At 74.7% G+C, this 25,616-nt stretch carries 24 protein-coding genes and 1 tRNA gene; 7 read left to right on the top strand and 18 right to left on the bottom strand.

The genetic code is table 11. From position 1 onward, the window contains the following. Positions 1-23: 23 nt before the first annotated feature. The 8 genes from ACA361_RS36300 to ACA361_RS36265 form a co-directional block, all read right to left on the bottom strand. Positions 24-1,190 (bottom strand): ADP-ribosylglycohydrolase family protein, encoded by a 1,167-nt coding sequence (locus tag ACA361_RS36300; protein WP_375019633.1) that lies wholly within the window; start codon positions 1,188-1,190, stop codon positions 24-26. Positions 1,191-1,215: 25 nt separating this feature from the next. Beyond that, on the bottom strand, positions 1,216-2,031 hold the full coding sequence (locus ACA361_RS36295; RefSeq protein WP_375019632.1) for an SAM-dependent methyltransferase: 816 nt from the start codon (positions 2,029-2,031) through the stop codon (positions 1,216-1,218). A gap of 99 nt (positions 2,032-2,130) precedes the next feature. Then, on the bottom strand, positions 2,131-4,464 hold the full coding sequence (locus ACA361_RS36290) for a transcriptional regulator (RefSeq protein WP_375019631.1): 2,334 nt from the start codon (positions 4,462-4,464) through the stop codon (positions 2,131-2,133). A 1-nt stretch (position 4,465) separates the two neighbouring features. Then, positions 4,466-4,538 (bottom strand) — tRNA-Gly (locus tag ACA361_RS36285). A 53-nt stretch (positions 4,539-4,591) separates the two neighbouring features. Further along, positions 4,592-5,608, bottom strand: coding sequence for a YihY/virulence factor BrkB family protein (locus ACA361_RS36280; protein ID WP_375019630.1), 1,017 nt, complete (start codon positions 5,606-5,608; stop codon positions 4,592-4,594). A gap of 18 nt (positions 5,609-5,626) precedes the next feature. Further along, positions 5,627-5,938, bottom strand: a complete 312-nt coding sequence (locus tag ACA361_RS36275; protein WP_375019629.1) for a DUF4235 domain-containing protein — start codon at positions 5,936-5,938, stop codon at positions 5,627-5,629. Then, complete coding sequence (locus ACA361_RS36270; RefSeq protein WP_375019628.1) at positions 5,935-6,795, bottom strand: DUF3618 domain-containing protein; 861 nt, start codon at positions 6,793-6,795, stop codon at positions 5,935-5,937. Before ACA361_RS36270 ends, ACA361_RS36275 begins: the two co-directional genes overlap by 4 nt. Next, complete coding sequence (locus tag ACA361_RS36265; protein WP_375019627.1) at positions 6,792-7,325, bottom strand: phage holin family protein; 534 nt, start codon at positions 7,323-7,325, stop codon at positions 6,792-6,794. The genes ACA361_RS36270 and ACA361_RS36265 overlap by 4 nt, the downstream gene beginning before the upstream one ends. 260 nt (positions 7,326-7,585) lie before the next feature. Here ACA361_RS36265 and ACA361_RS36260 point away from each other — a divergent pair, with 260 nt between their 5' ends. From ACA361_RS36260 to ACA361_RS36250, 3 genes are all read left to right on the top strand, one after another. Further along, the gene (locus ACA361_RS36260) at positions 7,586-8,410 is read left to right on the top strand and encodes an IclR family transcriptional regulator (protein ID WP_375019626.1); all 825 of its coding nucleotides are present in this window, start codon (positions 7,586-7,588) and stop codon (positions 8,408-8,410) included. A gap of 93 nt (positions 8,411-8,503) precedes the next feature. Continuing rightward, positions 8,504-9,784 carry a glucarate dehydratase family protein gene (locus ACA361_RS36255; RefSeq protein ID WP_375019625.1) on the top strand — a complete coding sequence of 427 codons (1,281 nt, stop codon included), beginning with the start codon at positions 8,504-8,506 and terminating at the stop codon, positions 9,782-9,784. Continuing rightward, positions 9,781-10,758, top strand: coding sequence for a 2-hydroxyacid dehydrogenase (locus ACA361_RS36250; RefSeq protein ID WP_375019624.1), 978 nt, complete (start codon positions 9,781-9,783; stop codon positions 10,756-10,758). Before ACA361_RS36255 ends, ACA361_RS36250 begins: the two co-directional genes overlap by 4 nt. On the opposite strand, the gene ACA361_RS36245 is transcribed toward ACA361_RS36250, so the two are convergent. The 6 genes from ACA361_RS36245 to ACA361_RS36220 all read right to left on the bottom strand — a co-directional run bounded on the left by ACA361_RS36245 (position 10,755) and on the right by ACA361_RS36220 (position 17,282). Beyond that, positions 10,755-11,759, bottom strand: coding sequence for an ABC transporter ATP-binding protein (locus ACA361_RS36245; RefSeq protein ID WP_375019623.1), 1,005 nt, complete (start codon positions 11,757-11,759; stop codon positions 10,755-10,757). The two genes, ACA361_RS36250 and ACA361_RS36245, sit on opposite strands and share 4 nt — an antisense overlap. After that, positions 11,752-12,744 (bottom strand): ABC transporter ATP-binding protein, encoded by a 993-nt coding sequence (locus tag ACA361_RS36240; RefSeq protein WP_375019622.1) that lies wholly within the window; start codon positions 12,742-12,744, stop codon positions 11,752-11,754. The genes ACA361_RS36245 and ACA361_RS36240 overlap by 8 nt, the downstream gene beginning before the upstream one ends. Next, a complete protein-coding gene (locus tag ACA361_RS36235) occupies positions 12,741-13,739 on the bottom strand; it encodes an ABC transporter permease (RefSeq protein WP_375019621.1) in 999 nt (332 codons plus the stop codon). Before ACA361_RS36235 ends, ACA361_RS36240 begins: the two co-directional genes overlap by 4 nt. After that, positions 13,736-14,665, bottom strand: coding sequence for an ABC transporter permease (locus ACA361_RS36230; RefSeq protein ID WP_375019620.1), 930 nt, complete (start codon positions 14,663-14,665; stop codon positions 13,736-13,738). The genes ACA361_RS36235 and ACA361_RS36230 overlap by 4 nt, the downstream gene beginning before the upstream one ends. A gap of 10 nt (positions 14,666-14,675) precedes the next feature. Continuing rightward, positions 14,676-16,247: an ABC transporter substrate-binding protein gene (locus ACA361_RS36225; RefSeq protein WP_375019619.1), complete on the bottom strand. Its 1,572-nt coding sequence runs from the start codon at positions 16,245-16,247 to the stop codon at positions 14,676-14,678. A 144-nt stretch (positions 16,248-16,391) separates the two neighbouring features. Then, positions 16,392-17,282 (bottom strand): LysR family transcriptional regulator, encoded by an 891-nt coding sequence (locus ACA361_RS36220; protein ID WP_375019618.1) that lies wholly within the window; start codon positions 17,280-17,282, stop codon positions 16,392-16,394. A gap of 134 nt (positions 17,283-17,416) precedes the next feature. Here ACA361_RS36220 and kdgD point away from each other — a divergent pair, with 134 nt between their 5' ends. The 4 genes from kdgD to ACA361_RS36200 are packed head-to-tail and all read left to right on the top strand — an operon-like array spanning position 17,417 to position 22,170. Continuing rightward, positions 17,417-18,334, top strand: coding sequence for a 5-dehydro-4-deoxyglucarate dehydratase (gene kdgD / locus ACA361_RS36215; protein WP_375019617.1), 918 nt, complete (start codon positions 17,417-17,419; stop codon positions 18,332-18,334). Next, positions 18,331-19,836, top strand: a complete 1,506-nt coding sequence (locus tag ACA361_RS36210) for an aldehyde dehydrogenase (NADP(+)) (RefSeq protein WP_375019616.1) — start codon at positions 18,331-18,333, stop codon at positions 19,834-19,836. The genes kdgD and ACA361_RS36210 overlap by 4 nt, the downstream gene beginning before the upstream one ends. Next, on the top strand, positions 19,833-21,164 hold the full coding sequence (locus ACA361_RS36205) for an enolase C-terminal domain-like protein (protein WP_375019615.1): 1,332 nt from the start codon (positions 19,833-19,835) through the stop codon (positions 21,162-21,164). The genes ACA361_RS36210 and ACA361_RS36205 overlap by 4 nt, the downstream gene beginning before the upstream one ends. A gap of 46 nt (positions 21,165-21,210) precedes the next feature. After that, positions 21,211-22,170: a 2-hydroxyacid dehydrogenase gene (locus ACA361_RS36200; protein ID WP_375019614.1), complete on the top strand. Its 960-nt coding sequence runs from the start codon at positions 21,211-21,213 to the stop codon at positions 22,168-22,170. On the opposite strand, the gene ACA361_RS36195 is transcribed toward ACA361_RS36200, so the two are convergent. From ACA361_RS36195 to ACA361_RS36180, 4 genes are all read right to left on the bottom strand, one after another. Then, positions 22,124-22,768, bottom strand: a complete 645-nt coding sequence (locus tag ACA361_RS36195; RefSeq protein WP_375019613.1) for a TetR/AcrR family transcriptional regulator — start codon at positions 22,766-22,768, stop codon at positions 22,124-22,126. The genes ACA361_RS36200 and ACA361_RS36195 overlap by 47 nt on opposite strands. Continuing rightward, positions 22,765-23,544, bottom strand: coding sequence for an SDR family oxidoreductase (locus ACA361_RS36190; RefSeq protein WP_375019612.1), 780 nt, complete (start codon positions 23,542-23,544; stop codon positions 22,765-22,767). Before ACA361_RS36190 ends, ACA361_RS36195 begins: the two co-directional genes overlap by 4 nt. A 101-nt stretch (positions 23,545-23,645) precedes the next feature. Next, positions 23,646-24,668: an NrfD/PsrC family molybdoenzyme membrane anchor subunit gene (gene nrfD / locus ACA361_RS36185; RefSeq protein WP_375019611.1), complete on the bottom strand. Its 1,023-nt coding sequence runs from the start codon at positions 24,666-24,668 to the stop codon at positions 23,646-23,648. Beyond that, a complete protein-coding gene (locus ACA361_RS36180; RefSeq protein WP_375019610.1) occupies positions 24,665-25,615 on the bottom strand; it encodes a 4Fe-4S dicluster domain-containing protein in 951 nt (316 codons plus the stop codon). Before ACA361_RS36180 ends, nrfD begins: the two co-directional genes overlap by 4 nt. Position 25,616 lies beyond the last annotated feature (1 nt).

Genomic DNA, 25,616 nt, shown 5'->3' with positions numbered 1-25,616 from the left:
GCTTCAGGCGGCTTCCCGGAGTTTCAGGCGTCCGGAGCGGACGGCGCCCAGCCCATCGGCGGATGCCCCTGCCCCTCGGGGTCGGCCGGCGGCTCCACGCCGAACTCCAGGACGATGTCGGCGGCCAGGGCGAGCACGCCGTGGCGGTTCTCCAGCCCGTACTGCCAGTAACCGGGGAACGCGGCGGACCCGTACCGGGCACCGAGGAGGTGGCCGGTCAACGCCCCCGTCGCGTCGCTGTCGCCGGAGTGGTTGACCGCGCGCAGCATCGCGTGCCGTCCCTGGAGGGCGGGCCGCCGCCAGGCGTTCCACTCCTCCCGGGGCGGGTCGCTCTCGGCCCGGAGCAGGAGATGGACCGCGATGGCGAGGGCCTCGGGGGCCGTGTGGCCGCGGCCGAGCGACTCCACCCGCTCCGGGGTGGACGGCCCGTCCGCGGCGAGGCGGGCGGCGTCGTCGAGCGCCCGCGCGGTCTCCTCGTGCCCCTCGCGGCGGGCGAGGAGACCGCGCGCGAGCCCGAGCGCCTCCTCGAACCCGGCGCCGCGCACCAGGCCCCGGACGAGCACCGCGAGGACGCCCGCCGGGAGGAAGCCGCTCGGATGCCCGTTGGTGAGCGCGGCGACCTCGCAGCCGAGGTCGAACGCCCCCTCCTCGTCGCCCGTCCCGAACCCGCACGGCGCCGCCCGGAGGAGCCCGCCGCATCCCTTGGAGTCGTTGACGGGCTCGTCCGGCGTGCCCAGCGGATGGCCCGGCCGGCCGCGCGCCGCCGCCGCGCGCAGCGCCTCCAGCGTGCTGCGCCCCACGCCGCCGCGGCGCCCGCCGGACACGGCCGGGCCGGACGGCGTCCGCGGAGGCACCGGCGGGAGGACCGCCGCCTCCGGCTGCTCCAGCCAGCTCAGGTAGGACGCCTGGACCATGCCGATCACGGCGCCGCCGATCCCGCGGTCGCGGGCCCGGACCGAGGCCCGGGCGATGGCCGCGGCGGTGCGCGTCATCAGCTGCGTCTCGCCGGTGATCCGGCCGGTGCCGAACTCGCCGGCGGCGTACTCCCGCAGGCCCTCGGGCCCGTACTCGGCGCGGATCTCGCCGAGCGTGAGCCGCTCGACGGGCGCGCCGAGGGCGGCCCCGATGGAGCCGCCGAGCAGGCACCCGTACACGCGGTCCAGGCCGGGGGTCGAGGGGGCGGCGGTCACGCGGCCACTGTAACGGCCGGGCCCGTCACCTCTTCTTGAGGGCGATCCCCGCCATGCCCAGCTGCTCGCCGGGCTCCAGGCCGTCCGGGTCGACGGGGCCGTCCGGCCGCCACAGCGCGGTGTACGTGACGCCCGGCTCGACGAGCTCGAAGTCGCCGAAGTGGTGCTCGATCTCCTCCGGCGTGCGGGCCCAGCCCTCTTCGAGGTTCTCCCGGGTGATGCGCGCCAGCTCCTGCTGCTGCGGCAGGCCCGTGTCGACGAGCGAGGTCATGAACAGGTAACTGCCCGGCGCGAGGGCGTCCCGGTACGCGGAGACGACCCGGTCGGCGATGCCGGGCGACAGGTAGTGGAGCATGCCGACGAGCATCAGCGCGACGGGGCGGTCGAAGTCGAGGAAGTCCGCCACGTCCTCGTGCGCGAGGATCGCCTCGGGCTCCCGGACGTCCCCGACCATCACCCGCGTGTACGCGTTCTCGGCGAGAATCGCACGGCCGTGCACGCCCACCAGCGGGTCGATGTCGACGTAGACGACCTTGGCCTTGGCGTTCCGCGCCTGGGCGACCTCGTGGGTGTTCTCGACGGTGGGCAGGCCGCTGCCGAGGTCGAGGAACTGGTCGATGCCGGCCTCCCCGGCCAGCCAGCGGACGCCGCGCACGAGCACCTTGCGGTTCTCCACCGCGGACTCGCGGAGGCCGGGGATGAGCAGGGCCGTCTGGTCGGCGAGCTCGCGGTCCACCGCGAAGTTGTCCTTGCCGCCCAGCAGGGCGTCATAGGCGCGCGCGATGGTGGGCTTGCTGAAGTCCAGTTCCGGCGGGGGCCATTCGGGCCGCTCTACTGTCATCGGTGATCCTGGCCAATCCGGGTGCGGGGCTGAGGTCAAGCGGACAACGGGAACGGTGCTCAGCCTAGCCTCGGAGGGGTCCAATTTCCCGAATAAAGCTCACAATCCGGCATTCACGTACGGCCCGGCATCGCGCATCCAGTGCCGCCCCGCGTGCCAGCCGAGGAACCGGCGCGCCCCCGGCACCGCGGCACCGTCCAGGCTCCCGCCGCCGGGGCCGCGGTCGAGCAGGACGTGCCGGAGCCCGGCGAGCACCGGCGCCAGCCGCGCCGCCGCGTGCGCGGGCCGCCGGTCGGCCTGCTCCTGCATCCACGCGGCGGCGGCGATCTGGTCGCGCGGGCCGCACAGCGCGAGGAAGAACACCGCCTGCCGCCACGCGTACGCCGCGTCCTTGATCGTGCCCAGCGGCCGCGGGTTGCCGTGGACCCGCTCCACCCGCCGGCACACCGTCGCGAACGCGCCGCGCGCGAGCTCCGCCCACCCGCCCTCCGGGTCGACGCCGATCGGATGGACGAGCGCCGCCAGGTTGTGCGAGGTGAGGATCTGCGCCTGCTCGATCACCATGCCGTTCTCGGCCGGCCGGTACGAGCCCAGCGGCACGCCCGCCCGCTCCGCGCACATCCCGGCGAACGACCGCGATGTGGGCGCGGCGAACCGGCCGCTCCGCCGGGTGTCGCCGATGGTGCGGACGGCCGCGTAGTCGATGCCGTAGTACCGCTCGTACAGCGTGCCTTCGAGCACGTCGGCGGCCAGCTTCGCGGCGTTCACGAACTTCCCGGAGAACGCGCCCATGAAGATGTCGGCCGCCAGCTCCTCGGTCAGCGGCACCGGGACGTGCGCGCTCCGGGCGAGCGCGTCCAGCTCGCTGATGAGCGGGTTCGGCAGGATCGTCCCCGGGAAGCCGCGCAGGGCCAGCCCGCCGAGCCGGACCAGGGCGTCGCGGGCGCCGCCGTGGGCGCCGCCGCCGGGCCGCCGGTGCTCGTGCACGGCCCGTACCCAGGGGAGGTCGGTGAGCTTGACCTGGCTCTCCAGGTTGAGCAGCAGCAGCGAGCGCCGGTCACGGAACGCGCGGTACACCGCCGCCATGAGCGTGCGCAGCGGCTCGTCGGCGTACGCCTGCGCGGTCGTCCAGGCGACCAGCTGCGGGACGAGCTCGGCCATGACCTCCGCCGAGGGCACCACGCCGCGCTCCACCAGCGTGCCGATGGGCGCGGCCAGCGCCGACTCCACGATCTCGCGGAGCGGCGCGGGGACCTCACTGCCCGCGGGCACGCCCGTACGGCGCTCCTCGTCGCCGGTCACGGGCGCCAGCAGCGGCTCCAGGCCGGGGATCCCGGCCTCCTGGACGAGCGGCGCCAGCCGCTCGACGAGGATCCGCGCGAACCCGCCGTGCGTCGGCCGCCGCGCGATCCCGGCCTGGTGCTCGCGGAGGGCGCCGTGCTCCGGCGAACCGGGCGCGCCGCGCCGCCGCACCATGGAGTCCACCGCGTGCTGGAGCAGCCCGGGACGGGCCGGGCGGGAACCGGTGACGGTCTCCTCCAGGGCCGTCCGCAGGATCGCGAGGTTCTCCTTCGGCCGGCGGTGCTTGGCGCACAGCGTGTGCTCGGCGGCGAGCCGCTCGTACCGGGCGAGCAGCCACTCGCCGCGGGCGAGCCAGCCGTCGGTGATCCGGCGGCCGACGCGGCCGTCCTCGGCGGTCAGCAGCCAGTGCGTGAGCAGCTCGTCGGCGAACGGGTTCCAGACGGCCAGCGCCTCGTTCATCGTCGCGACCGCCGTGCTCGGGCCGCGGCCGTCGAGCGCGCTCCGCACCTGCCCCGCCGTCCGCCGGTGGACGATCTCCGCGTCGCCCGGCGCGGCCGCGCTCGGGCGCGGGAGGAAGCGCAGCCGGTCGGCGAACGGCTCGATCCGGTCCAGCAGCGACAGCGCCGCGGCGGAGTCGCCGGCGCGCAGCAGCCACGCGACGGTGAGCAGCGCGCCCTCCTCCGGCACCGCGACCTGGTAGCGGCCGCTGTCCAGCAGCGACTCCAGTTCCGCCAGGCCCGCGTCGGTGAGGTGGTGGTAGAACAGCGCGCGCCGCTCGGCGGGGACGCCCGCCCGCCCGGCGGCCTCGATCTCGTACGGCAGCAGCGGCCCGCCCGACGCGGCCGCGCCGGTCGCGAACCCGCCGCGCACCACTTCGAGCGTCACCCAGGACGGCAGGCCGCGCACGGGCACCGGCGAGCCGATCTCCAGCGTGCCGTCGGACATCCCCTGGAGGACCCGCTCCCAGGCGTCGGCCCGCGCCTCGGCGCGCCGCCGGGTCGCCGGGTCCGCGTGCGACAGCGCCGTACGGAAGGCGCGGGTGAGCTGGCCGTTCGGGTAGTGAGCGCCGATCGTGGCGCCGTGCTGCCCGTGAGGGCCGTGGGCCTCGTACCGCTCGTCTCCGCGCTTCATGCCGGCATGGCAGGTCCCGCCCCTGCACCCTCCGGGTAGGAAGCCCGGTGCTCTAGCCGTTGAGCTACATGCCGTTGCGCGAATCACGGTAGAAGCCGGTCTTTTCCGGCCGCAAGGCAATTACCGCTCACTGCTCGGGCGTGTGGCGGGACCGCTCGTTCTCCTCCAGTACGGGATCCACGGCGGCGTGCTCGTCGTCGTCGAACGCGCGGGTGTCGCGCGGCTCCACGTACGGCTCCCGCTTCTCCGGGATGCCGGCGGCGATGGCGCGGCCGCGCTCCAGCTCGGCGTTCAGCTCGGCGCCGAGCAGGATCGCGATATTGGTGATCCACAGCCACACCAGGAAGATGATCACACCGGCGAGGCTGCCGTAGGTCTTGTTGTACGAGGCGAAGTTCGCCACGTACAGGGCGAACAGCGCCGAGGCGGCCAGCCACAGCAGGATCGCCAGCAGGCCGCCCGGCGTCACCCAGCGGAACCCCTGCTTGGCGTTCGGCGACGCCCAGTACAGCAGGGAGATGAGGAAGGCCGCGATCAGCAGCAGCACCGGCCACTTCGCGATGCCCCACGCCGTGACGGCGGCCGAGCCGAGGCCGAGGAGGTCGCCGGCCTTCTGCGCCAGCGGCCCCGACACCACGACGGCGACCGCCGACAGCGCGAGCAGGACGAGCGTGACCACGGTGACCGCCACCCGCAGCGGCAGCGTCTTCCAGATCGGGCGCCCCTCCGGGACGTCGTAGATGGCGTTCGAGGCGCGCATGAAGCCGCCGACGTAGCCGGACGCCGACCACACGGCCGCGGCGAGCGAGAACAGCGCGATCAGGCCCGCTCCGCCGCCGCTGCCCTGCAGCTCCTTCAGCACGTTCACGAGCACGTCGCGGACCGCGCCCGGCGCCAGCCCGCCCAGGTTGTCGATCATCGACTGGGTGGTGCCGGCGCCGGCCAGCCCGACCATCGAGACCAGCACCAGCAGCGCCGGGAAGATCGACAGCACCGCGTAGTAGGTCAGCGCCGCCGCCCGGTCGGTCAGCTCGTCCCGCTGGAACTCGCGGACCGTGCGCTTGAGCGCGTCCTTCCACGAGGTCCCCGGCATGTCGGTGGGGCCCTCGAACCGCCTGCGCGGCGCGCGCGACCTCCTGCTCATGACACCAGCCTCTCCCGGTCAGGCGGTCACTCTCCGCCGGCCGCGGGCGCGCCCGCGCTCGGACCCGTCGTCGTCACCCGGCCACGTACCGGTCGCCTTGAGGACGCTGCGCGCCGCGTACCGGTGGGTCGCCGCCTTGACGAAGCCCACGATCGCGCCCTGCAGCATGGCCGCGACCAGGACCTCCCGCCACGTGCGGTCGAAGTCGTCGGCGTCCGGGGCGTCGTCCTCCCCGGCCACCAGCCGCCAGATCTGCTTGAAGATCATGCCCGCCAGCAGGGCGCCGAGCACGCTGATCAGGACCGATCCCAGCTTGAACAGCAGCTTCATCGGCGCCCCGCCTTCGCCTTGGCCATCCTGCCCATGTCCTTGCCCTTGGCCGCGGCCATTCCCTTGGCCGCGCCCACGCGGCCGGCGATTCCGGCACCGCTCTTCATACCCTGGCGGCGTCCGCGCATCATGCCCTTCGCCATGCCCATCGGACCCGCCATGGCCGCGCCACCGCGCGTCCCCTGGCGGCGGCCCTGCATCATGCCCTTGGCCCGGCCCATGGCCATGCCGCTCCGCATGCCCTGGCGGCGGCCCCGCATCATGCCCTTCGCCATGCCCACCGGGCCCGCCATGGCCGCGCCACCGCGCATCCCCTGGCGGCGTCCGCGCATCATGCCCTTGGCCATGCCCTTGCGCTCGGCCAGCATCGCGCGCGTTCCGGTACGGCGGCCGCTGCGGAGCATCGCCGAGCGGCGGCGGGACCGGCGGCGGCGCCGCAGCACCACGAACACCAGCAGCGCGCCCGCCAGCCCCGCCGCGGGGCCGGCGCCGCGCCGCGCCATGTCGGTCGTGTCCTGCGACCGCGCGGTCTCGCGGGCCTGCTGGGCCGTCGACTCGGTACGGCTGCGCGCCTGCTGCGCCATGCCCTTCGTCCGGGACGTCACGTTCTCCTTCATCCGGCCGACGGACTCCTTGGCGCGGGCCTTGACGTCGGCCTTGGCGGCCAGCGCCTCCACCGTGTCCCCCAGCTCGCGGCGGTGCTGCTCGATCTCCTCGCGCAGCTCCTCCGTACCTTCTTGACCCTCTTGACCCTCGTGGCCCCCGTGGCCCTCGTGCCCTTCATGGCCCGGGCCGGTCTCGCGGGCCGTACGCGCGGCCGCCCCCGGCTCGGCCGCGTGTCGCGGTTGGCTCGTCATCGGTGTGCTCTCTCCTTGATCTCGGTGACGTCCTGGCGGGCGCTCTCCATGGCGTCCCGCGGCATCGGCGGCACGGCGCGCTTGGTCTGCCCGCGCCCCATCAGCGCCAGCACCCCGGCGATCGCCAGCAGCACCACGCCGACGATGAGCGCCGACACCCACACCGGCATGACCAGCGCGAGCACCGCGATCACCGCCGCGACCAGCGCCCCCGCGCCGAACAGCGCGACCAGCCCGGCGGCGCCGAACAGCCCGGCCCCGGTGCCGGCGTGCTTCCCCTTGTCCTTGAGTTCCGCGACCGCGAGCCGCAGCTCGGCCCGTACCAGGTCGGACAGCTGCTGCGTGGCGCGGGAGACCAGCTCGCCGACGCCCTCGTCGTGCCCGCGGCGGCCGGTGGTCTGCTCGCTTCCCCGCGGCTGCGCCGGGACGGACGCGTCGTACGCGTACGCGCCGCCGTGCCCGCGGGCCTCCGCGCCGGCGGTGCCGCCGGATTCCGTCCTGCCGCTCTCCGGCGGCCGTACCGTGCTCATGTGACTCAGCCCCTCCCATGCTGTTGGCCGAGGTCGGCGCGTTCTCCGGGACCTGGAATCCCCCGTTCCCCCACAGCCCGGGCTAAACGCGTACGGACGGGTTTGAAGAGTTCTTGAGGAAGGTCCCGGGCGGCCGTCCGGCGGCGCGCCCGCCGGACGGGCACGGGCCCGGTTCTCCGAATGTAGACGGCGCCTCCCCATCTATTAGGCTGGCGCGACACTTCTTCCGCCGCCCCGTGATCCCGCCCTGGAGGCCCGCCATGGCCGCACCGTCCGACGACGCAGCCGACGACAAGACGTCGGGGGTCCGCGAGGTCAAGTCGGCGGCGCGGACGCTCGAGCTGCTGGAGCTGCTCGCGTCCCGGCAGAACCGCCCGGCCCGGCTGCGCGAGCTGACCGAGGCGCTCGGGGTGCCGCGCAGCAGCCTGTACGCGCTGCTGCGCACGCTGACCAAGCACGGGTGGGTGCGCACCGACGCGTCCGGCACGATGTACGGGATCGGCATCCGGGCGCTGCTGGTCGGCACCAGCTACCTGGACACCGACCCGCACCTGCGCATCGTCAAGCCGGTGCTGGACGGGCTGGGGGAGAAGCTCGACGAGACCTTCCACTTCGGCCGGCTGGACGGCTTCGACGTCGTCTACCTGGCGACCCGGGAGTCCGGCCAGTACCTGCGCCCGTACAGCCGGGTCGGACGGCGGCTGCCCGCCTACTGCACGGCGCTCGGCAAGGCGCTGCTCGCCGAGCGGACCGGCGCGGACCTGGACCGGCACGTCCCCGCGGAGCTGGCCGCCTCGACGCCGCACACGATCACCGGCCGCGACGCGCTGGACGCCGACCTGGAGCGCACCCGCGAGCGCGGCCACGCCGTGGACGTGGAGGAGAACAGCCTCGGCCTGCACTGCTTCGGGTTCGCGCTGCGGTACGCGGCGGAGGGGCACCCGCCGCGCGACGCCATCAGCTGCTCGGTGCCGGTGGCCCGGCTCACGCCGGACCGCGAGCGCGAGATCGTCGAGGCCATGCGCGAGGCGCGCGCGCAGATCGAGCGGAGCGCCCCGCCGCTGACGGAGGACAGCTGGCTCTGACCTCGCCGGCCGGCCAAGGCATCGTCTACATATAAAGACTGCGTCTGCTAGCGTAGCCGGACATTCAGCTCGTTCCGGTGACGTGAGGTGCCCATGCCCCAGACCGCCCGCCAGCGCATCGCCGATGTCACGATCACCCCGGTCGCGTTCCGGGACCTCCCCCTGCTCAACACCGTCGGCGTGCACGAGCCGTACGCGATCCGGGCGATCGTCGAGGTCCGCACCGACGAGGGCCTGACCGGGCTCGGCGAGACCTACGCCGACACCGCGCACCTGGCCCGGCTGCGCCGCGCGGCCGGCGCGATCGCGGGAGTGGACGTCTGGGACGTCAACGAGCTGGCCCGCCGCGTCCGGGCGAGCCTGGCCGGCGACCCCGGCACCGGCGGGCACGGCATGGCCGGGATGGTCACCAACAGCAGCACCGCCGACGCCGTGCTGTCCCCGTTCGAGGTGGCCTGCCTGGACGTCCAGGGGCAGGCGGCCGGGCTGCCGGTCAGCGCGCTGCTCGGCGGCGCCGTACGGGACCGCGTCGACTACTCGGCCTACCTGTTCTACAAGTGGGACGCGCACCCCGGCGGCGAGCCCGACGGCTGGGGCGCGGCGCTCGATCCGGACGGCATCGTCGCGCAGGCGAAGCGGATGATCGACCGGTACGGCTTCTCCGCGATCAAGCTGAAGGGCGGGGTGTTCCCGCCGGACGAGGAGATCGCGGCGATCCGGGCGCTGCGCGAGGCGTTCCCCGGCCATCCGCTGCGCATCGACCCGAACGGCGCCTGGACGGTCGAGACCGCCGTCCGCGTCGGCCGCGAGCTGGACGGCGTGCTGGAGTACCTGGAGGACCCCACCGAAGGCGTCGAGGGGATGGCCGAGGTGGCGCGGCGGGTGCCGATGCCGCTGGCGACCAACATGTGCGTGGTGAGCTTCGCCGACGTCGAGCCCGCGGTGCGGCGGGACGCGGTCGGGGTCGTGCTGTCCGACCACCACTTCTGGGGCGGCCTCGGACGCTCGAAGCTGCTGGCGGGCCTCTGCGAGACGTTCGGGCTGGGCCTGTCGATGCACTCCAACTCGCATCTCGGCGTCAGCCTGGCCGCCATGACGCACCTGGCCGCCGCCTCCCCCGGCCTCACCTACGCCTGCGACACCCACTGGCCGTGGAAGGGCGCGGACGAGGACGTGATCGAGGCCGGGACGCTGGCGTTCGAGGACGGCGCGCTCGCGGTCCCGGCCGGGCCCGGCCTCGGCGTGCGGCTGGACCGCGACCGCCTCGCCGCGCTGCACGAGCAGTACGTGCGGTGCGGCGTCCGCGACCGGGACGACACCGGCTACATGCGGTCGGTGGACCCGGCGTACGAGCTGCGGAAGCCGCGCTGGTGAGCGTCCCGCTGCGGGTCCTGGTCACCGACCCGATCATCGCCCGCTTCGCGGAGATCCTGGAGAGGAGCGGGCAGCGGGTCGAGCTCGCCGCCGGCTGGACGGACGAGGAGATCACCGGCCGGCTGCCGTACATCGACGTGCTGGTGTGCTCGCGGATGACCGAGACGATGGCCCGCGCGGGCACGAGGCTGAAGCTGGTGCACTGCGCGGGCGCCGGGTACGAGCGCATCGCGATCGGCGCGCTCCCGCCCGGCACCCGCGTGGCCAACACGTTCCACCACGGCCGCTCCATCGCCGAGCACGTGCTGATGGTCGCGCTCATGCTGTCCCGGCGGGTGGCGCGCAGGGACCGGCTCGTCCGCGAGAGCGTCTGGGAGTCGGTGAGCGCCGACCCCGGGCTGCCCCTCGGGGACACGCTCGCGGGCCGCACGCTGGGGCTGCTCGGGCTGGGCGAGACGGGGCGCGAGGTGGCCCGTCTGGCGGCGGCGTTCGGGATGCGCGTCCACGCCGTGCGGCGCGATCCCGCCGCGCCGCCGCCGGACGGCCTGCGGCTGGACCGGGTCCGGCCGCCCGCCGAGCTGCCCGAGCTGCTCGCGGCCTCCGACGTCGTCGTCGTGACCGTACCGCTGGACGAGCGCACCCGCGGCATGATCGGGACGGCCGAGCTGCGCCGGATGAGGCCGTCGGCGTTCCTGATCAATGTCGCGCGCGGCCCGGTCGTGGACGAGCGCGCCCTGTACGAGGCGCTCGCCGAGGGCCGCATCGCCGGGGCCGGGATCGACGTGTGGTGGCCGGCGCCCGGGTCGGCCGGGCGCGGCGGCGCGGCGATGCCGTTCGGGACGCTGGAGAACGTGGTGCTGACCCCGCACAACTCGGGGCACACGCGCGAGACGTTCGAGAACCGCGCCCGCGACATCGCCGCGAACCTCGCCGCCCTGGCGTCGGGCGGCGAGCTCCGCAACGTGCTGCGCTAGGCGACGGCGGTCTCCAGCGGGAAGTGGCAGGCGGCTCCGTGCTCGGTCCTCGGGGCCTCTTCGGCGCAGATGTCCCGCGCCTTCCAGCAGCGGGTGCGGAAGCGGCAGCCGGACGGCGGGTCCAGCGGCGAGGGCACCTCGCCCTTGAGCAGGATCCGCTCGCCGCGCTCGCGCTCCCCGGACGGGTCAAGCTCGGGCGCCGCCGACAGGAGCGCGGCGGTGTACGGGTGGCGCGGGTGCTCGAAGACCTCCTCGGCCGTCCCCGACTCGACGATCCGGCCGAGGTACATCACCGCGACCCGGTCGGCGACGTGCCGGACCACCGACAGGTCGTGCGAGATGAACACGTACGACACGCCGAGGTCGCGCTGGAGCTCGTCCAGCAGGTTGAGGACCTGCGCCTGCACCGACAGGTCGAGCGCCGACACCGGCTCGTCGCAGACGATCACCTCGGGTTCCAGGGCCAGCGCGCGGGCGATGCCGATCCGCTGCCGCTGGCCGCCGGAGAACTCCTGCGGGTAGCGGCCGGCGTCGCCCTCGCGCAGGCCGACCAGGTCGAGCAGCTCGCGGACGCGCGCCCGCCGGTCCTTCTTCGTCGGCTGCACGTCGCGGTGCGTCCGCCACGGCTCGGCGATGATCTCGGCGGCGGTCATCCGCGGGTTGAGCGAGGCGAACGGGTCCTGGAACACCATCTGCACGCGGCGCCGCCAGGCCAGCAGCTCCTTGCCCTTGAGCGTGAACGGGTCGCGGCCGTCGAAGCGGAGCGTCCCGGCGTCCGGCCGCTCCAGCATCAGCAGGACGCGGGCGAGCGTGGACTTGCCGCAGCCGGACTCGCCGACCAGGCCGAGCGTCTCGCCGCGGCCGAGGGTGAGGTCGATGCCGTCCAGGGCGCGCAGCCGGTTCCGGCCGGCCTTGTTCCTGGGGACGTGGAACGTCCTGGACACGCCCCGCGCCTCGATGACCGGCACGTTCTCGTTCTCAGGCGCTGTGTTGCTAGACACGGGCCGGCTCCTTCGCGAAGTGGCAGGCGGCGGCGCGGCCGGGCGCGGTGCCGGCCAGGGCGGGACGTTCGGTCCGGCACACGTCCTGGACCAGCGGGCAGCGGGCCTGGAACGCGCAGCCCGGCGGGATGGCGTGCAGCTCCGGCGGCCCGCCGCCGATCGAGCGCAGCTCCTCGCCGCGCCCGACGCGGGCCGGGACGGAGGCGAGCAGCCCGCGGGTGTACGGGTGGCGGGGGTCGGCGAAGACCTCGGCGACCGGGCCGCTCTCCACCACCCGGCCCGCGTACATGACGGTGACGTCGTCGGCGTGGTCGGCGACCACCGCGAGGTCGTGGGTGATGAGCACGACCGCCATGTCCCGCTCGGTGCGCAGCTCGTCCAGCAGCTCCATGATCTGCGCCTGGACGGTCACGTCGAGCGCGGTGGTCGGCTCGTCGGCCAGCAGCACGTCCGGGTCCAGCGCGACCGCCATCGCGATCAGCAGCCGCTGCCGCATGCCGCCGGAGAACTGGTGCGGGTAGGCCGACAGGCGGGCCTTCGGGTCGGGGATGCCGACCCGTTCCATCAGCTCGGCGGCCTTGCCCAGCGCCGCCCTGCGGGACATCCCGCGGTGGATCCGGAACGGCTCGCCGAGCTGCGCCCCGACCGTCTGGACGGGGTTGAGCGCGGTCAGCGCGTCCTGGAAGACGATCGACAGCCCGGGTCCGGCGATCTTCCGCCGGGCGGCCCGGTCCATCGTGAGGACGTCGGCGCCGCCGAGCCGGACCGTGCCGCCCGCGACGCTCGCCACCGGGTCGAGCAGCCCGGCGACGGCCTGGGCGGTCATGCTCTTGCCGCAGCCGGACTCGCCGAGCAGGGCGAGCGTCCGCCCGGACCGGACGGTGAAGCCGACCCCGTCCACGGCCCGCACGGTGCCGTGCTGGGTGCGCAGGTCGACCGACAGGTCCTCGACCTCCAGCGCGGCCGCCTTCTCGTTCTCGCTCACTGGTGCACCTCCGGGAGGGCGGCGGTGCGGCCGCCGCGGCGCTTACGCGGCAGCGCCAGCCGCCACCGCTGGGCCGGGTCGGTGGCCAGCCGGAACCAGGCGGCGAGCAGGGTCGCCGACACGGTCGTGACGACGATCGCCACGCCCGGGAACACGGCCGTCCACCAGGCGGTCTGCAGGTACTGGCGGCCCTGCGCGACCATCAGGCCCCAGCTGACGTCGGGCGGCTGGATGCCGATGCCGAGGAAGCTCAGCGACGACTCGGCGAGCATCACGAAGCAGAAGTCGACGGTGGCCACGGTGAGCAGCGTCGGCGCGACCACCGGCGCGACATGCCGGACGATCACCGCCCCGCTGCGGGTGCCGAACGTGCGGGCCGCGTCCACGAACAGCCGGCCGCGCAGCTCGGCCGACTCGGCGCGGGCCGTCCGCAGGTAGACCGGGATGCGGGCGATGGCGAGCACCGCGACGATGTTGGCGGCGCTGGGCGAGAAGATGAACAGCACGACCACCGCGAGCAGCAGCGACGGGAAGCTGAGGATGATGTCGGCGATCCGCATCGACACGCTCTCGCGCCAGCCGCGGTGGTAGCCGGCCCACATGCCCCAGGCGCCGCCGATGACCAGGGAGATCAGCACGGCCGGGACGGCGACCGACAGGGTCGTGCCGCCGGCGGTGATGAGCCGGGCCAGCACGCTGCGGCCGAGCGCGTCGCTGCCGAGGACGAACTCCCAGCCGTGGTCGAGCCGGAAGGGCGGCGTGTTGGTGGCCCGCAGGTTCTGCCGGGTGTCCAGGTCGCCGAGCAGGAAGCGGCCGGCGGTGGTGGCGAGCACGACCAGCAGCAGCACGGCCGCGGCGGCCGTGGCGACCTTGTCGCGCAGCAGGAGCCGCGTCCAGCCGACCTTGGCGGGCGCTTTCGGCGCCCGCACCGCACCGGCCGGGGCGCCGGTCTCGCGTTCCCCGGCCGCCGTCGCCGTGGAGGTTCCCTTCGTCATGCCGGCACCGCCTCCCGTACCCGCGCGTCCAGCAGGGCGTGGCACATGTCGATGAGGATGTTGAGGGCGAAGATCGTCACCGCGGTGACCAGGACGGCCGCCTGGAGCACGGCGAAGTCCCGCTGCAGGATCGAGTCGATCATCAGCTTGCCGATGCCCGGCCAGCCGAAGATCGTCTCGACCACGACGGCGCCGTTCACCAGCCCGACGGTCAGGTCGCCGGCCACGGTGAGGACGGGCGGCGCGGCGTTGCGCAGCGCGTGCCCGAACACGATCCGCGGCTCGCTCGCGCCCTTGCTGCGCGCCACCTTCACGTACGGGGCCGACAGCGCCGTCACCATCGCGCCGCGCACCACCTGCACCAGCACCCCGAACGGGCGGATCAGCAGGGTGAGCAGCGGCAGCACCCACACCTCGGGGCCGCCGACGACGCCGGAGGTGGGCAGCCAGCCAAGGGTGACCGCGAAGACCAGCACGCCCATGATGGCGAACCAGAAGTCCGGCATGCTCGCCGCCGTCATCGACAGCAGGCCGGAGAGCCGGTCGGCGAGCGAGTTGGGCCGGTACGCGGCCCAGCTCCCGATGATCACGGCGCCGATGATGGCCAGCAGCATCGTCGCCCCGGCGAGCTGGAGCGTCGCCGGGAACGCGCGCAGCGCCATCCCGGCGGCGTCCTGCCCGGTACGGAGCGACTCGCCGAAGTCGAGCGTGAGCACGCCGCCGAGGTAGTCGAGCAGCTGCTCGATCAGCGGCCGGTCGAAGCCGTTGCGCTCCAGGAAGTCGGCGCGCATCTCGGCGGTGGCGCTGAGCGGCAGGTAGAGGTTGGCCGGGTCGCCGGTGAGCCGGGACAGGCAGAACACGCCCAGGATCACCACGACCAGGGGGATCGCGCTGGAGACGATCCGTCTCCGGACGAAGGTCAGCATTCCCGTTCCCTCACTTGGCCGGGCGGACGTCGGCGAGCCGCAGCTCGTCGGAGGTCGCGGAGTTCGGCTCGTACCGGACGTTGCCGGAGATGCCGACCAGGCCGCGCATGTGGGCGATGTGCGCGTACTGCACGACGGTCTCGTTCTGGTGGCGGAGCACCCCGGCGAACGCGCGCTCGCGCTCGGCGCCCGTCTCCCGCTCCGCCTCGTCGATCATGCGGTCCAGCTCCGGCGTGCCGAACCGGCTCTGCGGGCCGTCGCTCTTCAGGTACTGGCTGGTGGTGAACGCGGCGTCGCCGGCCTGGTTGCCGTGCATGATCAGCAGCAGTACCGGGCCCGCGTCCGGGACGAACGGGTGCAGCTGGTACTCCAGGTGCGCGGCGGTGTCCAGCATCTTGATCCTGACGTTGAGGCCGATCCGGCCCAGCGCGTTCTGGATCACCTCGGCGGTCTCGGCCACCTTGGGGAACATCGCGTTCCGGGCGATCAGGGTGATCGGGGCGTTCACCGGTACCCCGGCGGCCCGCGCCTCGTCGATCAGCGCCTTGCCCCTGGCGGGGTCGTACGGCCATGCCCTGATCGCCGGGTCGTGGCCCACCACGCCGCGGGCGACGAGCTGGCCGGCGGGCTCGCCGAGCTTCATGAAGAGCGACTGGACGATGCCGGTCTTGTCGATGGCGTAGTTGACCGCGCGGCGGACCCGGACGTCGTTGAGCGGGGCGGCGTTGCCGTTCATCCGCAGCGCGGTGGTCTCGTTGTTGGGGTAGGCGACGCCGAGGTCTCCCGCGCCGTCCTCGGGGCCGAGCCCGACCGCGATTCCGGCCTCGCCGCTGGTGACCATGGCGGCGCGGATGCTGTTCTCGGCGCGCCACACGTACCGGACGGCCGGGTAGGCGGGCCGGGGGCCCCAGTAGCCGTCCGAGCGCTTGAGGCTCAGGCTGATCCCGGTGTCCCAGCCGGAGATCCGGTACGGGCCGGTTCCGACGGGCTCGCGGACCTTGCGCGCGGTGTCGGTGCCGGTCGGGACGATCTCCAGGAACGACAGCCGCAGCGGCAGGATCGGGTCCGGCTCGGCGGTGGTGACGGTCAGCGTCCGGGGGTCGGGCGCGGCCACCTCCAGCTCGCTGTCGGCGAAGACGTAGCCGTCGACGTTGCAGCCGAGCTTGGAGCCGACGGCGCGTTCGATGGTGAACTCGGCGTCCTCCGCGTCGAACGGCGTGCCGTCGTGGAAGCGGACGCCGTCGCGGATGGTGAACGTCCAGGTGCGGCCGCCGTCTCCGCCGGACTTCCACTCCGTCGCCAGCAGCGGCTTCAGCGCGCCGGAGGTCGGGTCCCGCTCGATCAGCGGCTCGGTGATGTTGGAGCGGACGACGATGCCGGTCGAGGTCAGCGATGACTCGCACGGTTCGAGCGTCGGCGGCTCCTGCTGCAGGACGATCTGCAGCGCGCCGTTCGCGCCGCCGGACACCGAGGCGCTGTTGGCGACGGTGCAGCCGGTGGCCGCGACGGCCAGCGCGAGCAGCGCGGCCGGCGCCGGATGCCGGGCGCGCCGCGGGCGGCGGCGGGGTGGGAATGCGGGCATGGCCTCTCCAGACAGGACGTGTCGAGAGCGCGAGACGTGCGTGCGGCCGCGAGGGCGCGCCGGCCCGAATCACAAGGATTGTCTACGAATAAGAAGGTCGTCTCTATGGGTAGACGGGACCTTAGAGCGGCCGATCTTCCGGCGTCAAGAGTCCGGGGCGAGCAGCCGCAGCAGCTCCCGCAGCGCCGGGAGATCGCCGCCGGCCCGCCACACCGCGTGCGTCTCGACCAGGCCGGACCCCAGCCCGGCGACATCGAGGAACTCCAGGTGGGGCAGCCGGAGCGCCGCCGCCGAGCGCGGCACCAGCGCCACCCCGACACCGGCGTCGACCAGCGCCAGCAGGCTGTGCACCTGCGCCATCCGCTGCACGAAGCGCGGCGTCACGCCCGCCTCCCGGAAGACCGTGATGACCAGCTCGTACAGGTAGCGGGCCTCGACCGGCGCGTACGTCACCACGTCGTGCGCGGCGATGTCGGCCGGCCCCGGCGCCCGCCCCAGCCCGGCCAGCGGATGGCCGCGCGGCACCGCCAGCACCAGCGGCTCGGCGTGCACCCGCCGCGCGGCGAGCACGTCCGACCGCGGGACGCCGCGCGCCAGCCCCACATCGATCTCGCCCGCGAGCAGCGCGTCCACCTGGTCGCGGGTCACCATCTCGGTCAGCACCAGCTCCACGTCCGGCAGCCGCTCGCGGGCAGCCGCGATCCACCGGCCCAGCACCGACAGCGCCGACACGGCGGTGAACGCGATCCGCACCGTGCCGCTCGTGCCGGCCGCGCTCCGGCGGGCCAGCAGCACCGCCGCGTCCGCCTGGCCGAGCAGCCGCCGCGCCTCGGCGAGGAAGGCCCGCCCCGCGGGCGTCGGGGCGGCGCCGTGCGCCGTCCTGACCAGCAGCGGGACGCCGACCGCGCGCTCCAGCTTCTGCACCTGGCGGCTGAGGGGCGGCTGCGTCATCCGCAGCCGCTCGGCGGCCCGGCCGAAGTGCCCCTCCTCGGCGACGGCGACGAAGCCCCGAAGCTGGTCGAGCGTGTAGGTCACCGCGCTCCTCCTCACGTCCCCGCCCATGCGATGCACGAAAGGTATCAGCAGATGCCTTTTCAACCTTGGACAGGCATGATGCCCGCTACCTAGCCTTCCCGTGACCGCCCCCTGCGACCAGGAGTCCACGCACCATGAGCCGCTTCACCCACGACCAGCTGAAATCCGTGCTCGGCGCCGGGCTGCTGTCGTTCCCCGTCACGCACATGACCGCCGACCTCGCGTTCGACGAGGGGCCGTACCGCGAGCACATCGCCCGGCTCGCCGGCCACCCGGCCGCCGGGCTGTTCGCCGCGGGCGGCACCGGCGAGTTCTTCTCCCTCACCCCCGCCGAAGTGGGACGGGTCGTGCGCGCCGCCGTCGCCGAGGCGCCCGACGGCCTGCCGATCATCGCCCCGGCCGGGTACGGCACCGCGCTGGCCGCCGAGATGGCCCGCGACGCCGAGGCCGCCGGCGCCGACGCCGTCCTGCTGCTGCCCCCGTACCTGACCGAGGCGGGCCAGGAGGGGCTGGCCGCCCACGTCCGGGCGGTCTGCGCCGCCACCTCGCTCGGCGTGATCGTCTACCACCGCGCCAACGCCGCGTACTCCGCCGAGACCGTCGCCCGGCTCGCGCGGGACTGCCCCAACCTCATCGGCTTCAAGGACGGCGTCGGCGACATCGAGCTGATGTCCCGCCTGTACGCCACGCTCGGCGACTCGCTGCTGTACGTCGGCGGGCTGCCCACCGCCGAGACGTACGCGCTGCCCTACCTGGAACTGGGCGTCACCACGTACTCCTCGGCGATGTTCAACTTCGTCCCGGAGTTCGCCTGCGCCTTCTACGAGGACGTCCGCGCGCAGGACCGGGCCGCCGTGTACCGCAGGCTCGCCGACTTCGTGCTGCCGTACCTCGACATCCGCGACCGGTGCGCCGGGTACGCGGTGTCGATCGTCAAGGCGGGCCTCGCCGCCACCGGCCGCCCGGCGGGCCCGGTCCGGCCGCCGCTGACCGACCTCACCGGGGCGGAGCTGGCCGACCTCACCGCGCTGATCGAGAAGGCGGCCCGATGACCGGCGTCCTGCACGCCGTGGACCCGCGCACCGGCGCCCGGCTCGGCCCCGGCCACCCGGCGGCGGGCCCGGCGGACGCCGACCGCGCCTGCGAGCTGGCCTGGGAGGCGTTCCCCGCGTACCGGCGGACCGGGCCGGAGGAGCGCGCCGCGTTCCTGGACACGATCGCCGACCGGATCGACGCGCTCGGCGGCGCCCTCACCGAACGCGTCACCGCCGAGACCGGAATCCCCGCGGCGCGGGCCGAGGGCGAGCGCGCCCGGACCACGAACCAGCTGCGGATGTTCGCCTCGGTCGTCCGGGACGGGGCCTGGCTCGACGTCCGGACCGACCCGGCGCTGCCGGACCGGACGCCGCTTCCGCGCCCCGACCTGCGGCGGCGGCGGATCCCGCTCGGCCCGGTCGCGGTGTTCGGCGCGAGCAACTTCCCGCTGGCCTTCTCCGTCGCGGGCGGCGACACCGCCTCCGCGCTCGCCGCCGGGGCGCCCGTCGTGGTCAAGGGCCATCCGGCCCACCCCGGCACGAGCGTGCTGGTCGCGGGGGCCGTCCGCGAGGCCGTCCGGGAGCACGGGCTGCCCGAGGGCGTCTTCTCCCTCGTCCTCGACGCCGGGCACGAGCTCGGGACACGGCTGGTCGCCGACCCGCGCATCCGCGCCGTCGGCTTCACCGGCTCGCGCCGGGGCGGGCTCGCGCTGGTCGCGGCGGCCGCCGCCCGGCCGGTGCCGATCCCGGTGTACGCGGAGATGTCGAGCGTGAACCCGGTGTTCGTGCTCCCGGGGGCCCTCCGCGAGAACGGCGCGGACCTCGGCCGCGCGTTCGCCGGCTCCCTCATGATCGGCGCCGGGCAACTGTGCACCAGCCCCGGCCTGGTGTTCCTGCTGGACGGCGGCGACGAATCTTCCGCAGGATCCTTCGTCGACGCCGCGGCCGCCGCCGTCGCCGCGGCCCCGGCCGCGCCGATGCTCACCGCAGGCATCCGCGCCGCCTACGACGCCGGGGTCGCGCGGCTGGCGGGCACCCCCGGCGTCCGGACGCTGGCGCGCGGCGTGGCGGACCCCGACATCGCCACGCCCTGCCTGCCCGGCCTCTTCCTCACCGACGACACGGCGTTCCTCGCCGAGCCCGCGCTCCAGGAGGAGGTCTTCGGCGCCGCGTCGCTGCTCGTCCGGGTCCGCGACCGCGCCCGCCTGCGGGAGATCGTCGCGGCGCTGGAAGGCCAGCTGACCGCGACCGTGCACGCCGCCGCGGACGACCGCGAGACGGCCGCGGAACTGCTGCCCGACCTGGAGACGCTCGCCGGGCGGATCGTGTTCGGCGGCTGGCCGACCGGGGTCGAGGTCGGCCCCGCGACCGTCCACGGCGGCCCGTACCCGGCCACCTCGGCCCCGGCCACCACCTCGGTCGGGGCGTTCGCCATCGACCGCTGGCTGCGCCCGGTCGGCTACCAGGACGTGCCCGCGGACCTGCTGCCCGCGGAACTGCGCGACGGCGGGCCCGCGTGACCGGCTCCCCGCGCGTCACCGCGATGCGGGTGGTCCCGGTCGCGGGCCGCGACAGCATGCTGCTCAACCTGAGCGGCGCGCACGCCCCGTACTTCACCCGGAACATCGTCCTGCTCACCGACTCCGACGGCCGGACGGGCGTGGGCGAGGTCCCCGGCGGGGAGGCGATCACCCGTACCCTCGGGGAGGCCCGCGACCTGGTCACCGGCCGGCCGGTCGCCGCGTACAACGCGGTGCTGGAGTCGGTGCGGCGGCGGTTCGCGGGCCGGGACGCGGCGGGGCGCGGCGCGCAGACCTTCGACCTGCGCACCACCGTGCACGCCGTGACGGCGATCGAGGCGGCGCTGCTCGACCTGCTCGGGCAGTACCTGGAGGTCCCGGTCGCGGACCTGCTCGGGTCCGGCCGGCAGCGCGAGGAGGTGCCGGTGCTCGGCTACCTCTTCTTCGTCGGCGACCGGAACCGCACGGACCTGCCCTACCGCGCGGCCGGGGACGGCGAGACCGACGACTGGTTCCGCCTGCGGGACGAGGAGGCGCTGACGCCCGAGGCCGTCGTCGCGCTGGCCGAGGCGGCGCGCGCCCGGTACGGGTTCACCGACTTCAAGCTGAAGGGCGGCGTCCTGCCCGGGCCGGCGGAGGCCGCGGCGGTGACCGCGCTCGCCGAGCGCTTCCCCGGCGCCCGCGTCACCCTCGACCCCAACGGCGCCTGGTCGCTGGACGAGGCGGTCGCGCTGGGCCGCGGGCTGCGCGGCGTCCTCGCCTACGCCGAGGACCCGTGCGGCGCCGAGGGCGGGTACTCCGCGCGGGAGGTGATGGCCGAGTTCCGGCGGGCCACCGGCCTGCGCACGGCCACCAACATGGTCGCGGCCGACTGGCGCGGGCTGGGCCACGCGATCCGGGCCGGCGCGGTCGACATCCCGCTCGCCGACCCGCACTTCTGGACGATGGACGGCTCGGTCCGGGTCGCGCAGCTGTGCGACGCGTGGGGGCTGACCTGGGGCTCGCACTCCAACAACCACTTCGACGTCTCGCTGGCGATGTTCACCCACGTCGCCGCCGCGGCGCCGGGCGACATCACGGCCGTGGACACGCACTGGATCTGGCAGGACGGCCAGCGGCTGACGACCGCCCCGTACGAGATCTCCGGCGGCGTGCTGGCGCTGCCGGACCGGCCGGGGCTCGGCGTCGAGATCGACCACGACATGCTGGAGGAGGCGCACCGGCTGTACCTGGCCGAGGGGCTCGGCGGCCGGGACGACGCGGCCGCCATGCGGTACCTCGTGCCCGGCTGGACGTTCGACCCCAAGCGCCCGGCCCTCGACCGGTGAACGGGCAGAAGTGAACGGGGAGAAGAAGGAGAGGGAGGAGAGCGTCTTGGACCGCGTCCTACAGGTCGGCCCGCTGCTGCCGTCGCTGCACCGGAACCTGCGCGAGCACTACGACACCGTCCTGCTCGACGAGCAGGACGCCGGGCACCTCGACGGCCACGGCGCGGACTACGTCGCCGCGGTCACCACCGCCCGGTACGGGGTCGGCCGGGAGCTGATGGACCGGCTGCCCCGGCTCCGGGTGATCGTCAACTTCGGCGTCGGGTACGACACCACCGACCTCGGCCGGGCCGCCGAGCGCGGGATCGCGGTGAGCAACACCCCGGACGTGCTGAACGACTGCGTCGCCGACACCGCCGTGGGCGGGCTGATCGACGTGATGCGGCGGTTCGCGGCGGCCGACCGGTTCGTCCGGCGGGGCGACTGGCCGCGCGGCCAGTACCCGCTCGCGACGAAGGTCAGCGGGAAGCGGATCGGGATCCTCGGCCTCGGCCGGATCGGACGGGCCATCGCCCGCCGGCTGGAGGGCTTCGGGACGGAGATCTCCTACCACTCCCGCTCGCGCGTGGACGGCGTCCCGTACGCCTACGCCGAGTCGCCGGAGAAGCTGGCGGCCTGGAGCGACGCGCTGATCGTCGCCACCGCCGGCGGCGCCGGGACCCGCGGCCTGGTCTCGGCCGCCGTCCTGGACGCCCTGGGTCCCGAGGGCTATCTGGTGAACGTCGCGCGCGGCAGCGTCGTCGACGAGCCGGCCCTCGTGGCGGCGCTGACCGGAGGGCGGCTCGCCGGGGCGGCGCTCGACGTCTTCGCCGACGAGCCGAACGTCCCGGCGGCGCTGCTGGACCTGGACTCGGTGCTGCTGCTCCCGCACATCGCCAGCGCCACCCGCGAGACCCGGGAGGCCATGGGCGACCTGGCGTTCCGGAACCTGCGCGGCTTCCTGGAGGACGGGACGCTGGTCACCCCGGTCCCGCTTCCAGCACCTCCGGGCCGCCGTTCCAGTTGAGGATGCGCAGGGCCAGGTCGGCGTAGGCGCGGGCGATCTGCTCGGGCCCGCGGCGGCGCTGGACCGGGTACCAGCGGGCGACGTCGATCGCCAGCGACATGATCGCCAGCTCGCCGGTCGGTACGGCCGCCGCGTCGAACCGGCCGGTGCGCACGCCGTCGTCGATCGCCTCCCGCAGCACCTCCTCGGTACGGCGGCGCAGCGCGATGATCTCGCTGCGGTGGACGTCGGACAGCGAGGCGTGCTCGTACTGGAGGATCCGCGCGACCGTGGAGTGCTCGGCGTGCCAGCGGACGAGGGCCGTCACGATGGCGTGCACCCGCTCGGCCGGGTCGTCCGCCCCGGCGGCCGCGTCCCGGACGAGCTCCAGCGTCAGCTCGTGGCCGGTCCGGCTGATCTGGTAGAGCAGGTCCTCCTTGGTGGGGAAGTGCATGTACATCGCGGCGGGGCTCATCCCGGCGCGCGCCGCGACGGCCCGGGTCGAGGTGCCGTGGTAGCCGTGCTCGCCGATGACCTCGACGGCGGCGCGGAACAGCCGCCGCGCCCCCTCCGGCCGCTTGGCCCAGGCCCGCGCCAGCGCGTCGTCGGCCGCGGTCACGTGGCGGTCAGGCCGCCGTCGACCGGGATCACCGTCCCGGTCACGAACGCCCCCGCGCGGCTGGCGAGGTAGACCGCGACGCCCGCCATGTCGTCGGGCCGGCCGATCCGGCGCAGCGGCGCGGCGGCCGCGATGGCGTCGCCGAACGCCTCCAGCGTGGCGGCCATCATCTTGGACTCGAACGGGCCGGGCGCGACGGCGTTCACCGTGATCGCCTCCGGGCCCAGCTCCTTGGCCAGGACGCGGGTGAGCTGGTGCAGGCCGGCCTTGCTCGCGGTGTAGGAGTAGCGGTCGCCCGGCGTCATGATCCCGTCGATCGAGCCGATGTTGATCACGCGGGCCGGGTCGTCGGGGGTGGCGGCCTTGCGCAGCAGCGGCAGCAGCGCGCGGGTCAGGTAGAACGGCGCCTTGAGGTTGAGGTCGACGACCTTGTCCCAGGCGTGCGCGGGGAACTCCTCCAGCGGCGCGCCCCAGGTGGCCCCGGCGTTGTTCACCAGGATGTGCAGCGGCTCGCCGGCCTCCCCGTGCCGGGACGAGACGGCCTCGGCCAGGGCCAGGCAGCCCTCCTCGGTGCTGACGTTCGCCGGCACGGGGATCGCGGTCCCGTACCGGGACAGCTCCTCGGCGGCCTGCTCGCACGCCTCGGGCTTGCGCGAGCTGACGTACACCTTGGCCGCGTCCGCCTGGAGCAGCCCGCGCGCGATCATCAGGCCGATGCCGCGCGTACCGCCGGTGACCAGCGCGGTCTTCCCCGCGAGGCTGAACAGGTCCGTCATGCCGGGCCCTCCGTTAAGCGTCCGCTTAGTGAGCGCGCTCAACCTAGGCCGGTCAGGACCCGCCTGTCAATGCGCGAGTCAGTGCCCGCCCGCCCTGCCCCTCAGCGCTCCTCGGACTCCCGCCGGCCGCGCTGCGCCAGGACCGTGTAATGCGGATCGGCGGCGCTGGCGCGCCCCGCCTCGAAGACGCCGAAGCGGGTGCACGCCGAGCCGGCCAGCAGCGCGGCCCCGCAGAGCGCCGCGGCACGGCGGGAGCGGCCCGCCACGGTCGCGGCGCCGACGGCGCCCGCCACGGTCAGCAGCCCGGACACCCGCATGAGGCGGCCGCCCCTGCCCTCCCGGTACGGCTCGGCCAGCGGACCCAGCCGGCGGCGCGCCCGCCGGACGGCCGCCTGCTCCAGCACGGCCCCGAAGACCGCGGCGGCCCGCGCCGGGACGGTCTCCCGTACGGGCGCCGCCAGCAGCCCGAGCCCGGCCGCGGCCGCCGCGCCCGAGCCGACGAACACGAACGGCATCTCCCGGTGCGCCTCGTGCCACGCCGGAACGGCCGTGTCGGAGATCAGCACCGCGGTGTACGAGGCGACCGCCACGCCCGACAGGGCGGTCCAGCCGGTCGCGGCGCGGCCCGCGCGGGGGAACAGCCCGGTCACGTCGGTCACGGCCGCGATCCCGGCGGCGGGGCCGTACGTCATCAGGATCCAGGAGCCCATGCTCATCGGCGAGGACGGCTTGAAGACCCGCAGCATGTTGAGGAACCGGGCCGGCCGCCCTAGGTCGTGGATCAGCAGGGCGGTGGACAGCGCGATCGCGCCCAGCCCGCCGATCTTGGCGGTGCGGGCCAGCGCGCGCCGGCCGGTGAACTCGGCGCCGGCGGCCAGCGCGGACGAGCCGCCGGCCAGCCCGCCGAGGAACAGGTAGCCCGCGATGTCGCGGGCCGCCCAGGTCGGCGCCTTGATGATGGGCCGGCCGTAGTACGAGCCGAACTCCGCCTCCGGGACGACGACCTGCTCGCCCCTGCGGCGGCGCCGGCGCAACCGCTCGCGCCCGCCCTTCGCGCCGGGCACGGCCTCGCGGCCCGGCCGCTCGTTCCGGGAGCCCTCCTCGGTGACCTTCGCCTCGCTCACCGCTTCCCCTTCCCGCCCGCGCAGGCCGCCGCGGCGAACGCGACGGCGACGCCGCCCAGAAGGGTCACGGCCGCGGCGCCCGCGTGGCGCCACATGGAGCCGAGGTCGCGGGTCGTCACGACCGGGTCGGGCGGCAGGCCGTACACCTCCGGCTCGTCCAGCAGGAGGAAGAACGCGCCGTCGCCGCCGACGCCGTCGTCCGGGTCGTGCCCGTACAGGCGGGCGTCCCCCACCCCCGCCTCGTGGAGGTGCTCGACGCGCGCGGCGGCGCGCTCCCGCAGCTCGTCCAGCGGGCCGTACTGGATGGAGTCGGTGGGGCACGCCTTCGCGCACGCGGGCTCCATCCCCTCCGAGATCCGGTCGTAGCAGAGGGTGCACTTCCAGACGCGCCCGTCCTCCTTGCGCTGGTCGATGACCCCGTACGGGCAGGCGGGCACGCAGTAGCCGCAGCCGTTGCAGATGTCCTCCTGCACCACGACCGTGCCGTACTCGGTGCGGAACAGCGAGCCGGTCGGGCACACGTCCAGGCAGGCGGCGTGCGTGCAGTGCTTGCACACGTCCGAGGCCATCAGCCAGCGGAACTCGCCGCGGTCCGCGCCGTCGGCCGTCACCCCCCGCGCGGCGGCCTCGGCGGTCAGGCCGAGCAGGTCCACATCGGCGTAGTCGCCGTGCTCGACGCCGGGATCCTGGAAGCCCAGCGGCTTGCGCTGCTCGATGAACGCGACGTGCCGCCACGTGTCGGCGCCGAGCCCCTCCGTGTTGTCGTACGACATCCCGGTGAAGTTCAGGCCGTCCTCCGGGACGGCGTTCCACTCCTTGCACGCCACCTCGCACGCCTTGCAGCCGATGCAGACGGACGTGTCGGTGAAGAACCCCATCCGGGGCGGGTGGCCGCGGTGCCCCGCGTCCGCCGCGACGTCGGCCAGCGGGCCGGAGAAGCGTCCCATC

The organism is Actinomadura sp. 21ATH (assembly GCF_041951345.1).
In the GTDB taxonomy this organism is placed as follows: domain Bacteria; phylum Actinomycetota; class Actinomycetes; order Streptosporangiales; family Streptosporangiaceae; genus Spirillospora.
This window is presented reverse-complemented; position numbering and strand designations above follow the sequence as displayed.